The sequence below is a fragment of the Streptomyces toxytricini genome (assembly GCF_014649915.1).
Classification (GTDB): Bacteria; Actinomycetota; Actinomycetes; order Streptomycetales; family Streptomycetaceae; genus Streptomyces; species Streptomyces toxytricini.
Map to the genome: position 1 here is coordinate 125,688 of NZ_BMTY01000012.1, position 12,260 is coordinate 137,947.

At 74.9% G+C, this 12,260-nt stretch carries 12 protein-coding genes; 4 read left to right on the forward strand and 8 right to left on the reverse strand.

Annotation, left to right across the window (positions count from 1 at the left end):
- Positions 1-2: 2 nt before the first annotated feature.
- Positions 3-800 (reverse strand): hypothetical protein, encoded by a 798-nt coding sequence (locus IE170_RS17075; protein WP_189810245.1) that lies wholly within the window; start codon positions 798-800, stop codon positions 3-5.
- 206 nt (positions 801-1,006) lie between these two features.
- Between IE170_RS17075 and IE170_RS17080 the strand changes: the two genes are divergently transcribed.
- The 3 genes from IE170_RS17080 to IE170_RS17090 all read left to right on the forward strand — a co-directional run bounded on the left by IE170_RS17080 (position 1,007) and on the right by IE170_RS17090 (position 4,160).
- Positions 1,007-2,278 (forward strand): magnesium transporter MgtE N-terminal domain-containing protein, encoded by a 1,272-nt coding sequence (locus IE170_RS17080; protein WP_189810246.1) that lies wholly within the window; start codon positions 1,007-1,009, stop codon positions 2,276-2,278.
- A 100-nt stretch (positions 2,279-2,378) separates the two neighbouring features.
- Positions 2,379-2,957: a DUF1003 domain-containing protein gene (locus IE170_RS17085; RefSeq protein ID WP_373299007.1), complete on the forward strand. Its 579-nt coding sequence runs from the start codon at positions 2,379-2,381 to the stop codon at positions 2,955-2,957.
- An 87-nt stretch (positions 2,958-3,044) separates the two neighbouring features.
- Complete coding sequence (locus IE170_RS17090; protein ID WP_189810340.1) at positions 3,045-4,160, forward strand: Mrp/NBP35 family ATP-binding protein; 1,116 nt, start codon at positions 3,045-3,047, stop codon at positions 4,158-4,160.
- Positions 4,161-4,220: 60 nt separating this feature from the next.
- Here the strand turns inward: IE170_RS17090 and IE170_RS17095 are convergent, their stop codons facing one another.
- From IE170_RS17095 to sigE, 5 genes are all read right to left on the reverse strand, one after another.
- A complete protein-coding gene (locus IE170_RS17095; RefSeq protein ID WP_189810247.1) occupies positions 4,221-4,988 on the reverse strand; it encodes a hypothetical protein in 768 nt (255 codons plus the stop codon).
- 113 nt (positions 4,989-5,101) lie between these two features.
- Positions 5,102-5,527 (reverse strand): sec-independent translocase, encoded by a 426-nt coding sequence (locus tag IE170_RS17100; protein ID WP_189810248.1) that lies wholly within the window; start codon positions 5,525-5,527, stop codon positions 5,102-5,104.
- 104 nt (positions 5,528-5,631) lie between these two features.
- The gene (locus IE170_RS17105) at positions 5,632-6,765 is read right to left on the reverse strand and encodes a S1C family serine protease (RefSeq protein ID WP_308428409.1); all 1,134 of its coding nucleotides are present in this window, start codon (positions 6,763-6,765) and stop codon (positions 5,632-5,634) included.
- A 1,890-nt stretch (positions 6,766-8,655) separates the two neighbouring features.
- Positions 8,656-9,312, reverse strand: a complete 657-nt coding sequence (locus IE170_RS17110; RefSeq protein WP_189810250.1) for an anti-sigma factor family protein — start codon at positions 9,310-9,312, stop codon at positions 8,656-8,658.
- Positions 9,309-10,088: an RNA polymerase sigma factor SigE gene (sigE, locus tag IE170_RS17115; protein ID WP_125548401.1), complete on the reverse strand. Its 780-nt coding sequence runs from the start codon at positions 10,086-10,088 to the stop codon at positions 9,309-9,311. The genes IE170_RS17110 and sigE overlap by 4 nt, the downstream gene beginning before the upstream one ends.
- A gap of 210 nt (positions 10,089-10,298) precedes the next feature.
- Between sigE and IE170_RS17120 the strand changes: the two genes are divergently transcribed.
- The gene (locus IE170_RS17120; protein WP_189810251.1) at positions 10,299-10,961 is read left to right on the forward strand and encodes an O-methyltransferase; all 663 of its coding nucleotides are present in this window, start codon (positions 10,299-10,301) and stop codon (positions 10,959-10,961) included.
- Positions 10,962-10,993: 32 nt separating this feature from the next.
- Here IE170_RS17120 and IE170_RS17125 read toward each other — a convergent pair whose 3' ends face one another.
- Both IE170_RS17125 and IE170_RS17130 read right to left on the reverse strand, forming a co-directional pair.
- Positions 10,994-11,611 (reverse strand): phosphatase PAP2 family protein, encoded by a 618-nt coding sequence (locus IE170_RS17125; protein WP_189810252.1) that lies wholly within the window; start codon positions 11,609-11,611, stop codon positions 10,994-10,996.
- A 304-nt stretch (positions 11,612-11,915) separates the two neighbouring features.
- On the reverse strand, positions 11,916-12,083 hold the full coding sequence (locus IE170_RS17130) for a DUF3117 domain-containing protein (RefSeq protein ID WP_003966491.1): 168 nt from the start codon (positions 12,081-12,083) through the stop codon (positions 11,916-11,918).
- Positions 12,084-12,260 lie beyond the last annotated feature (177 nt).

The window sequence follows — 12,260 nt, forward strand, 5'->3', positions numbered from 1 at the left end:
GGCTACCCCGTCGGGTTGCTGCCCTGGCCCGATCCCTTGCCGGTCGGCGCCGGAGCCGGGCTGCCGCCGCCGCCGGGCTCCTTGGTCGTCGGCAGCTGGGAGCCGTAGTCGAGGGTCTGGTCCGCCGGCGGCGGGTCCAGCTGCACCGGCTGCCCCCAGTCGCTCAGGTCGACGGTGCCCGCTCCCCCGGCGCGCTCCATCCGCAGCGGGTACGGGGTGCCCTCCAGGGAGACCGCCAGCTTGCCGCCCTTGCCCTTGTCGGCGGTGACCTGCACGGCGCGGGTCGGGCCGACCTTGGTGTAGTCGCCCTTGGCGAGCTTGCCGTCGAGGCCGAGGAGGCCGTCGAGCAGGACGTGCATGTCGGTGAAGCCGCGGAACTGCTTGTAGGTGGGGTCGCTCTCGGGGACCTTCACGTACTTGTCGCCGAGCTTCCCGGCCGCCTCGGAGGTCCCCCAGAAGGCGGCGCTCGCCTTGAGGTAGAGCTGGTCGCCGACGCGCAGCAGCTGGAAGGTGTCCTCCTTGGACTTCACCTCGCCGGAGCCGCCCTCCTTGCCGAGGCGCATGTCGAGGGTGAAGGTTTTTCCGCTGCTGACGAGGGTGCCCGACAGGTGCACGGAGGAGGCGGCGCCGGCGGCGGCCTTCGCCTTGCCCTCGATCTGGCCCGCGGAGAGCTTGCCGACGCCGTTGGTGCCTTCGTCGGGGTCCGCGCCGCAGCCCGTCCCGGCAACGGCGAGGCCCGCGAAGACGACACCGGCGACGGCGGCGCGGCGCAGCCGTGCGGCGGGGGAATGGGCGGTCACGGGCGGGTGCCTCTCGTCGTGCTTCGCTGGGCAGCAGGCAGCGTACCCGCCCGTAGGCCGGCGCTCGGAGGGTGCCCGTGGTCGGCGGGCGGGCGGCCGGCGGCGCACCCCGGGCGGACGGCCCCACCAGGACGGCCGTGCACCCCACGGGCTAGCCTGAGGGGCGGCAGGCAGGACCGTGGATCGACGCTCTAGGAGGCGCTGGAATGGCCGGAGGCGCCCCGCGGATCTTCGTCTCGCATCTGTCGGGTGTGCCCGTCTTCGATCCCAACGGCGACCAGGTGGGCCGGGTCCGCGACCTCGTGGCGATGCTGCGCGTCGGCGGGCGGCCGCCGCGGCTGCTGGGGCTGGTGGTCGAGGTGGTCAGCCGGCGCCGGATCTTCCTGCCGATGACGCGGGTGACGGGCGTGGAGTCCGGCCAGGTCATCACCACCGGCGTGGTGAACATGCGGCGGTTCGAGCAGCGGCCGACGGAGCGGCTGGTCCTCGGCGAGCTCCTGGACCGGCGGGTGCGGCTGACCGCGACCGGCGAGGAGGCGACCGTCCTGGACGTGGCCATCCAGCAGCTGCCGGCCCGCCGCGACTGGGAGATCGACAAGATCTTCGTACGCAAGGGCAAGGGGGGCGCGCTGCGCCGCCGCGGCGAGACGCTGACCGTGGAGTGGTCGGCGGTGACCGGCTTCTCCCTGGAGGAGGAGGGGCAGGGCGCCGAGAACCTGGTCGCCACCTTCGAGCAGATGCGCCCGGCGGACGTGGCGAACGTCCTGCACCACCTGACGCCGAAGCGGCGCGCCGAGGTGGCGAGCGCCCTCGACGACGACCGGCTCGCGGACGTCCTGGAGGAGCTGCCCGAGGACGAGCAGGTCGAGATCCTCGGCAAGCTGAAGGAGGAGCGCGCCGCCGACGTCCTGGAGGCGATGGACCCGGACGACGCCGCCGACCTGCTGTCCGAGCTGCCCGAGGACGACAAGGAGCGGCTGCTGACGCTGATGCAGCCCGACGACGCCGCGGACATGCGCCGGCTGCTGTCGTACGAGGAGAACACGGCCGGCGGCCTGATGACGACGGAGCCGATCGTGCTCCGGCCGGACGCGACGGTCGCGGACGCCCTGGCCCGGGTCCGGCAGGCCGACCTGTCGCCGGCGCTGGCCGCGCAGGTGTACGTGTGCCGGCCGCCGGACGAGACGCCGACGGGCAAGTACCTCGGCACGGTGCACTTCCAGCGGCTGCTGCGCGATCCGCCGTTCACGCTGGTCAGCTCGATCGTCGACACGGACCTCCCGCCGCTGCGGCCGGACGCCTCGCTGCCGGCCGTGACGAGCTACCTGGCCGCGTACAACATGGTCGCCGTGCCCGTCGTCGACGAGGGCGGCGCGTTGCTCGGCGCGGTGACGGTGGACGACGTGCTGGACCACCTGCTGCCGGACGACTGGCGGGAGACGGACCTCCACTCCGAGGAGGTCTCCGGTGGGCGGTGAGCGGCGGGGCGACCCGGCGCGCGAGCGGCGCCGCGAGCAGCTGCGGGTGCGGCGCGAGCTGGCCCGGGAGCACGCGCGGGAGGACGCGCGGGAGCACGGGCTGAGCGGCCGGGAGGAGGAGGCCTCCGAGCGGCTGCGGTCGCGGGCCGCCGCGACGGGGTCGAGCGCGCTGACCCGGTCGGCGCGCGTACGGCTGGACCAGCCGCGGGCGGACCGGCGGCGGCTGCTGCCGGTGTACGACCCGGAGGCCTTCGGCCGGCTGTCGGAGAAGGTGGCGCGCTTCCTCGGCACGGGCCGGTTCATCGTCTGGATGACGCTGGTCATCGTGGTGTGGGTGCTGTGGAACGTGTTCGCGCCGTCGCACCTGCGCTGGGACGAGTACCCCTTCATCTTCCTGACGCTGATGCTGTCGCTGCAGGCCTCGTACGCGGCCCCGCTGATCCTCCTCGCGCAGAACCGGCAGGACGACCGCGACCGCGTCAACCTGGAGCAGGACCGCAAGCAGAACGAGCGGTCCATCGCCGACACCGAGTACCTGACGCGGGAGATCGCGGCGCTGCGGATGGGCCTGGGCGAGGTCGCGACGCGCGACTGGATCCGCTCGGAGTTCCAGGACCTGATCAAGGAGATGGACGAGCGGCGGATGTTCCCGCAGGAGAGTGACGAAGGCGACCGTTAGCGGCCTTTCCGGAGGCACGCTACCGAGCCGTACCATCGACGCATGGCTACCGACACAAGCTCCGCCGCCGTGCCCGAGCAGGACGCGATCCTGGACGCGCTGGCGACGGTGAACGACCCCGAGATCCACCGGCCGATCACCGAGCTCGGCATGGTCAAATCGGTGGAGATCGGCGACGGCGGCGCGGTCGCGGTCACGGTCTACCTGACGGTGTCGGGCTGCCCCATGCGCGAGACGATCACCAAGAACGTCTCGGACGCGGTCGCGAAGGTCCCCGGCGTCACCTCGGTGGAGGTGACGCTGGACGTGATGAGCGACGAGCAGCGCAAGGAGCTGGCGGCCACGCTGCGCGGCGGCACCGCCGAGCGCGAGGTCCCGTTCGCCAAGCCGGGCTCGCTGACCCGCGTGTACGCGGTCGCGTCCGGCAAGGGCGGTGTCGGCAAGTCGTCGGTGACGGTGAACCTGGCCGCGGCGATGGCGGCGGACGGCCTGAAGGTCGGTGTCGTCGACGCCGACATCTACGGCCACAGCGTGCCCCGCATGCTCGGCGTCGACGGGAAGCCCACCCAGGTCGAGAACATGATCATGCCGCCGTCGGCGAACGGCGTGAAGGTCATCTCCATCGGCATGTTCACCCCGGGCAACGCGCCGGTCGTCTGGCGCGGCCCGATGCTGCACCGCGCGCTCCAGCAGTTCCTCGCGGACGTCTTCTGGGGCGACCTGGACGTGCTGCTGCTGGACCTGCCGCCGGGCACCGGCGACATCGCGATCTCGGTGGCGCAGCTCGTGCCGAACGCCGAGATCCTCGTCGTGACGACGCCGCAGCAGGCCGCGGCGGAGGTCGCCGAGCGGGCCGGCTCGATCGCCGTCCAGACCCACCAGAAGATCGTCGGCGTGGTGGAGAACATGTCCGGGCTGCCCTGCCCGCACTGCGACGAGATGGTCGACGTGTTCGGCACCGGCGGCGGCCAGAAGGTCGCCGACGGCCTGACGAAGACGGTCGGCGCGACCGTGCCGGTCCTCGGCTCCATCCCGATCGACGTCCGGCTGCGGGAGGGCGGCGACGAGGGCAGGCCCGTCGTCCTGTCCGACCCGGACTCCCCGGCGGGTGCGGCGCTGCGCACGATCGCGGGCAAGCTGGGCGGCCGGGCGCGCGGCCTGGCCGGCATGTCGCTGGGGATCACCCCGCGCAACAAGTTCTGACGGGTTCGGACGGAGGGGCACCGCCTGCCGCGGTGCCCCTCCGGCGTGTCCGGGGTGCGGCTACTCGTAGGCGGTGAGGTCGCCGATGACGGCGAAGCCGATCCCGTAGGCGCTCATGCCGCGGCCGTACGCGCCGAGGTGGACCCCCGCGGGGGTGGTGCCGGCGAGGACCCAGCCGAACTCGGACTCGCGGTAGTGGAAGGGGGTCGGCTCGCCGTCGACGGGCAGCGACAGCGTCGACCAGTCCGGGCCGTCGAGGTGGTCGGCGAGCTCCCAGGCCGCCTCGGTCTGCTGCTCCAGCCAGTCGTCTCGCAGGGTGTGGTCCATCTGGCCGGGCCAGCTGTAGGCCAGCAGGCCGGAGCCGGCGAGCCAGGCGGCGGAGGACACGGAGGTGGCCTCCAGGATTCCGGTGCCGTCGCCGCTGCGGCGCAGCGGGTTCGCCGCGACGGTCACGACGACCGCGAAGCGCTCCTTCTCGCCTGTGGCGAGCTCGCCGCGGACGGACGGTTCGTCGCCGTGGCCGGTGGAGCCGTGCTCGACGGTGCCGTCGGCGCCGGTGCCGACCTGCATCAGCCAGCGGTGCCCGGTGAAGGCGCCGTCCAGCCCGTACCAGGGGAATCCGGCGCGGCGGAAGCCGTCGGCGGTGCGGCGGGCGGCCGGGACGGGGGCGGCCGCGGTCTCCTCGTGGGGCGGGGCGGCGGTGTGCGGGACGGCCGCGGCCGGGGCGGCGGGTGTGGCCGGCGGGGCGGTCGCGGCGGGTGCGGCGGCGGGTGCTTCGGGTGCTTCGGCGGGCTGTGCGCCGACCCGGCTACTGCTCGTCGTCTCCATCGATGGGGCCTCTCGTTCCGTGGGGTCCGGAACGGCCCGCCCCCCTCGGGCGTCCTGGGTCCGGACTCATGGAGGATAGCCACCGGACCCCGGATCGCCGGGCAGGACGGGGCTCAGGTGGCGTCGGCGTCGAACGGGGTGCGCTGCTCGGAGGACGGGGCGGCGGGCTTCTTCACCAGGTCCGGGCCGGGGCCGGCGGGGGCCGGCGCGGGCTCGGGGTCGCGGCCGTTGACGGCGTCGGTGACGTCGTTCAGCTCCTGGCGGAGGTCGAAGCTGCTGCGGATGTCGCGGAGGTCCTCGTTGGTGGAGAGCTGCTTGCGGATGAACGTCTTGGGGTTGAGGTCCTCGAACTCGAAGTCCTTGAAGTCCGGTCCGAGCTCGGAGCGGATGTCCTGCTTCGCGCTGTCGGAGAAGGCGCGGATCTTGCGGACGAAGCCGGCGACGTCCTGGACGACCTTCGGCAGTTTGTCCGGTCCGAAGACGAGGATGGCGAGGACCACGATGGTGACCAGCTCGAGTGCGCCTATGTCGTTGAACACCTTGCCGCTCCTCGGCTCTCTCCTCGTCGGGCCACGACAACGGTACCCGGCCGGGCGCCCGGGGCCCTACATCGGTACTCCATCATCCCCGGTTCGGCAGGGGGTCACGGCCCTTCCGCGGAACCGAGCACGAGCCGGACGGTCTGCTCGCGGCCGTCCCGCAGGAGGGTGAGGCGGAGCGGGTCGCCGGGGCGGCGGGCGCGGACCTTGACGATGAGCTCGTCCCCGCCGTGGACGCGCACGCCGTCGACCTCGGTGATCACGTCGCCGGGTCGGACGCCGGCCCGGGCGGCGGGCCCGCCGGGGGTGACGGCGGGCTTGCCGCCCTCGCCTTGGGCGCCGACGCGGGCACCGGCGCCGGTGTACTGCATGTCGAGGGTGACGCCGATGACGGGGTGGGTGGCGCGGCCGGTGCGGATGAGCTCCTCGGCGACGCGCTTGCCCTGGTTGACGGGGATGGCGAAGCCGAGGCCGATGCTGCCGCTCTGCCGGTCCGAGCCGGTCTTCTCGGCTCCGCGTATGGCGCTGTTGATGCCGATGACGCGGGCCTGCGCGTCGAGGAGCGGGCCGCCCGAGTTGCCGGGGTTGATGGGCGCGTCGGTCTGGAGGGCGTCCACGTAGCTGATGTCGCTGCCGTCCTTGTCGCCGCCCGCGGTGATGGGCCGGCCGGTGGCGCTGATGATGCCGGCGGTGACGCTGTTCGACAGGTCGAAGGGGGCGCCGATGGCGACGACGGGGTCGCCGACCCGGACGCCGTCGGAGTTGCCGAGGGCCAGCGGCTTCAGCCCGCGGACGCCGGTGACGCGGACGACGGCGAGGTCGTAGCCGCTGTCGCGGCCGACGACGGAGGCGGTGGTGCTCTCGCCGGTGCTGAAGGTGACGGTGACGTCCTTGGCGCCGGCCACGACGTGGTGGTTGGTGAGGATGTGGCCCTGGCCGTCGAGGACGAACCCGGTGCCGGTGCCGCCGGAACCGCTGCCGCCGCCGCTGCCGCGGACGTGGAGGGTGACGACGCCGGGCAGCGCGGCCGCGGCGATGCCGGCGACGCTGTCGGGGGCCCGGTCTTTGTTGTCGGCCGCGGCCTGCGGGAGTTCGAGGCGGGTGCTGCTGCGCCGCTCGGCGAGCACCCCGAGCCAGCCGCCGATGCCGCCGGCGAGCAGGGCGATCCCGAGCCCCAGCGCAACGGCATGCCGCAGCCGCACGACCGTCCCCCGAACCGCCGCCCCCTGATCGGGCACGCCGAACACCCCCACCTGCCAGGGGTCGTACGCACCCCGCCCGGCCGCCGGGCCGGTCTCGTCCCCAGCCGCGACCGGCCCGGATCCGTCTGCGGGGGACGGTCCCGCCTGAGCGGGGATCACCGCCGGTCCGGGTTCGACGGGCGGCGCCTCCGGGGCTTCGTCCGGCGCCGCAGCCGGGGCCTCCGGCTGGACCGGCCGGGCGTCGGCGGGACGTTCGCCCGAACCGGCGGCCGGCGCGGGACCGTCCTTCGCGAGCGATACGGGGCCGGGCCCGGCGGGCGGCCCGCCCGGAGCAGCGGCCGGAACGGCGCGGCGCTCCGCGGGCGCAGCCGGGCCGGATCCAGCGGCCGCCACCGAACCGAGGTCACCGGACGCGCCCGAACCGGGTCCATCGCCCGCGACCGAGCCGGGTCCAGCGGCCATGATCGAGCCGTAGTCACCGGACGCGCCCGAGCCGGGTCCATCGGCCGCGACCGAGCCGAGGTCACCGGACGCGCCCAAGCCGGGTCCATCGGCCACGACCGAGCCGGGGGCGTTGAACGCGACCGGGCCATGCTCGGCGCCGGTGAGGGGGCCTGGTTCGGCGGGCGCGGCCGGCCCGGACGCGGCCGGTGTCGCCGGGCCGGGTTCGGCGGGCGGGGTGGGGCTCGGAGGTGCGGCCGCCGGGGCGTCGACGGGGTCGGTCCGCCGTGGCGGAGTCGGCTGGGACTGTTGCTCGTCGGCCATGGGCGCTCCCCGGATTGCCTGCCGCCGCAGGGCGGCGCACCTGCCGGAGATTCAACCAGGTCGGCGCGCGGCGGGGGATGGCGGCCCAAGATCCTGCCGTCAGAGGAGCACCGAACCGGCCCTGCCCTCGGTGTCGGCGCCGTACGCCCCTGCAGGGGAGGCGGGGCACGCGTCCTGGACGGAATGGGCGGCGGCCCGCCAGCGCGGCAAGCGCCATATCGAACCCGCCGGTACGGCGCCCCGACGGCAGGGCCCGAGCCCGCCCCCGGAAGCGAGGGCCCGCAGCCCGCCCACACGGCGGGCGCCACGCAGGACCCACCGACCCGGCACCCCGACCGCAGGGCCCAAGCCCCGCACCGGAAGGGAAGCCCCGCAGCCAGCCCGGGCGGCCAGCCCAAACGGCAGGCGCCATATCCGACCCGCCAGCCCGGCACCCCGACGGGCACGCCCCCGGAAGCGAGAGCCCGCAGCCGGCCCACACGGCGGGCGCCACGCCGGACCCGCCCACCCGGCACCCCGACCGCAGGGCCCAAGCCCCGCACCGGAAGGGAAGCCCCGCAGCCAGCCCGGGCGGCCAGCCCAAACGGCAGGCGCCATATCCGACCCGCCAGCCCGGCACCCCGACGGGCACGGCCCCGGAAGCGAGAGCCCGCGGCCGGCCCACGCGGCGGGCGCCACGCCGGACCCGCCGACCCGGCACCCCGACCGCAGGGCCCAAGCCCCGCACCGGAAGGGAAGCCCCGCAGCCAGCCCGGGCGGCCAGCCCAAACGGCAGGCGCCATATCCGACCCGCCGGTCCGGCACCCCGACCGCAGCGCCCGAGCCCGCCCCCGAAGGCGAGGGCCCGCGGCCAGCCCACGCGGCGGGCGCGCCACGCCAGACCAGTCGGCCCGGCACCCCATCGCACCCCGACCGCAGCGCCCGAGCCCGCCCCCGAAGGCGAAGGCCCGCGGCCGGCTCACGCGGCGGGCGCCACATGGGGCCCGCCGGTACGGCGCCACGATGGCAGCGCCCGCCCCCGGCCCCGGAAGCGGGGGCCGCGGCTTGGGTGGTCGCGGTGACGCGGTGGGTGCCGGGCCGGGCCCCTGCGCCCCGACGGCAAGGTATGCGCCCCTCCCCGAGCCGGGGCCTGGGCACGTCGCGGCTCGGGCGCGGCCCGGGTCAGCGGAGGAGGGGGACCGGGCGGGACGGTGGTGCGGCGGAGGGGTGGAGCGGGGGGAGCGGGCCCTCCTCCCGGGGGTCGGCGGCGGGGCCGGGGCGTCGCGCGCGGTCGCGGACGACCGCGTCGGCCACGGACACGGCGCCGCCCGGGGCCGGTCCGGACCCGGAGGCGGGGGCCGCGGGCACGGCGGGGCCGGGCCGGGTCGCGGGCGACTCGCCCCGCACGTTCGGCTCGACCGTGTTCAGCGGAAACGTCCCGCCCAGGGCGATCGCCGCCAGGGACACCGCGCCGGCGGCGACGAAGGCGAGGCGCCGCCTGGGCCGCCCCACCTCGGCGATGCGGAAGCCCTCCTGCGGCGGTTCGGGCACCCGGTACCCGAACAGGTCCCCGCCGGGCGGTCCCGCGGGCCCGTCGGGCCCTTCGCCGGGCAGCCCTTGGAGCCGGGCCAGCAGCCCGGCGGACAGCGGCGGCGGCGCGCTCTCGACGAACATGGCCTTGAGGCGGCGCTGCGCATCCGCCTCGGCCTTGCACTTGGGGCAGGTCGCGAGGTGCGCCAGCACCCGCTCCCGCGCATCGTGGCTCAACTCCCCGTCCACCAGGGCCGCCAGGCGGTCGCCCAGGTGCTGCTCGGCGGGGGACGGACTGACTCCGGTCACTGCGCTCCGCCCTCTCCCCCACTGCCCGGGACTCCGACGGCCACCCCGGCCAGCGCCCGCTGCTCGGCCCTGGCCTCGGGCGAGCGGTGCTTGAGCGCCTTGCGCAGGTGCGAGCGGCCCCGGTGGATGCGGCTGCGGACGGTGCCCAGCTTCACGCCGAGCGTCGCGGCGATCTCCTCGTACGACAGGCCCTCGATGTCGCAGAGCACGACCGCCGCGCGGAACTCGGGCGCGAGGGTGTCCAGCGCCTGCTGCACGTCCGCGTCGAAGTGCGTGTCGTGGAGCACCTGCTGCGGGGACGGCTCGCGGCTCGCCAGCCGCTCCGCGGCGTCCTCCCCGAGTGCGTCGAACCGGATCCGCTGCTTGCGGCGGACCATGTCGAGGAACAGGTTCGTGGTGATCCGGTGCAGCCAGCCCTCGAATGTGCCGGGCGTGTAGGTGGACAGCGAGCGGAAGACCCGGACGAAGACCTCCTGCGTGAGGTCCTCGGCATCGTGCTGATTGCCCGTCAGGCGGTAGGCGAGGCGGTACACCCGCGCGCTGTGCGTGCTGACGATCTCCTCCCACGTGGGAGGGGTCCACGCCTGCGAGCCCGCATCGGCGGCAAAGGTCGCGGTGGTTGCGGTCACGGCGGAGTGGAAACGGTCAGCGGTGTCAGTCACGGATTTCGGCTCACCCGCCGACCAGAAGAGGCGTCTCCAGACGCCCCCACGATCCACAGGCGCAGCCGCACCTCCCCTATCGGCTCTGGTGGTGTCCAGTGGAGCCCCTACCATAGCCACCCCTCCCGTCAGCTCCGGATAAGCTTTTTTGCCCTAACTTTGCCTTGGGTGTCGGGGGTCGCCGCGCCGTTCTGACCGGTGCCGCCCCATCCATCCCCTCTGCGCCCCGCCCGGGGCCCTTCCCGCCTTCCGGCATAGGTCCGCTGCCCTTTCCAACGCCCGGTCCCATCTGCGGGTTCCCGACGCCAGCGGCTACAGTCACCGTTGCGCCAACTATGGGGACAGGAGAGGGTCATTACCGGCAACCGGCAGACGAGCTGGGCGTTCGCCGACGCGTTTGTCGCCGAGGACGACGCTCTGCGGTGGGCCCGCGACCGGGCCAGGGAGGCGGGCCTGCGCTCCGTCTCGCCCGGCACCGGCGCCGCGCTGCGCCTGCTCGCCGCCAGTGCCGACGCCAAGGCGGTCGCCGAGATCGGCACGGGCACCGGCGTCTCCGGCATCCACCTCCTGCACGGCATGCGCCCGGACGGGGTGCTGACCACCGTCGACCCGGAGGCCGACCGGCAGGCCTTCGCCCGCCAGGCGTTCCGCGCCGCCGGCTTCGCGGGCAACCGCGCCCGCTTCATCCCCGGCCGCGCCCTCGACGTGCTGCCCCGACTCGCCGACGGCGGGTACGACCTCGTCTTCTGCGACGGCGACCCCACCGAGTCCCTCGACTACCTCGCCGAATCGTTGCGCCTGCTGCGCCCCGGCGGCCTGGTGTGCTTCGAGGGGGTCTTCCGCGACGGCCGCACGGTCGACTCCGCGGCCCAGGAGGCGGACGTCATGCGCGTCCGCGAACTGCTGCGCAGCGTACGGGAGAGCCCTGCGCTGGAAGGGGCCCTGCTGCCGGTCGGCGACGGCCTGCTGTGCGCCGTGCGGCGCTGAGGGCCGCCCGGTCAGCGCAGCAGTGCGCCCGGTCAGCGCAGCAGTGCGAAGGTCAGCCCGGTGACCGCCCCGAGGGCGGTGCCCGCGGCGACCTGGGCGGGCGTGTGCGCCCGCAGGACGAGCCGGGACCAGCCGACGGCCGCGGCGAGCGGCGCCGCGAGGAGCGCGGCCTGCCCGAACGCCAGCCAGAGGACCATGACGGTGCCGCCGGCCACCGACATGTGCACGGATATCTGCCAGCCCACGGTGACCAGCAGGGTCGTCGCGAGCCCGACGAGCATCGCGGCGACCAGGGCGAGCACCTCGCGGGGCGCGCCGAAGGCGTGGCCCAGGCCCATCGCGGCGGCCACCGAGCCCAGGCTCAGCCCCATCGGCACGATGCGCTGGCGCCGGACCCGTATGTGCTGGTCGGTGAGGGCGCCGCGGCGCACCCCGAGCCGGACGATGCCGATCGGCACGGCGCCGCAGAACAGGGCGGCGAGCAGGCCCCAGCCGAGCCCGGCCGCCGTCCCGGTGCTGTGCAGGCCGATCACCAGCAGCAGGAGGACGACGAGGTGCGCCGGCGCGAGGACGTCGGAGAGGACCCGGGCGGCCTTCTGGCGGGGCGTGCAGTCGGCGAAGGCGGGCGGAGCGGGAGGGGCGGCGGTCACGTCTCGGCTTTCGGGGAACGGCGTACGCCCGCCCCCGCACGCGGGGACCGCCCGGCGCACCGGGGGAAGGGACCCGGCGGAGTCGGGCAGGGCGGACGCGGCACGGTCGGTCGGGGAGGTACGGCGCACGGCGGCGGGAGCACGGGCCGGTCAGGCACGTTCCCGGCGCGAGGCACGGAGAGCAGCCCGCCGCGGACCGGTGCTCACGCTCCGGTGTGCGCAGCGCACAACGCTGCCCCGGCCGCGGATCGCGGGCCGGGGCAGCGCAGAGTGTGCAGAGAGTGCAGTCGGTCTTGCCGACGGGTCAGCCGACGACCTTCTTCAGGGCGTCACCCAGGGCGTCCGCCTCGTCCGGCGTCAGCTCGACGACCAGCCGACCGCCGCCCTCGAGCGGTACGCGCATGACGATGCCCCGCCCCTCCTTGGTGACCTCGAGCGGGCCGTCGCCCGTCCGCGGCTTCATGGCCGCCATGCTCGTTCCCCTTCCTGAAACCAGCTCATCGTCAGCCGACGGCCCCATTCAGGCGCCTGGAACCCGGCATCGAACACATTGCTTCCCGGCCATTATCCCGCATGTCAGGACCCGATGACCAACATCGCAAGGGAACGCTTGGGCAACGCGCTCTGCCAAAACCACTCATTTCGGGGA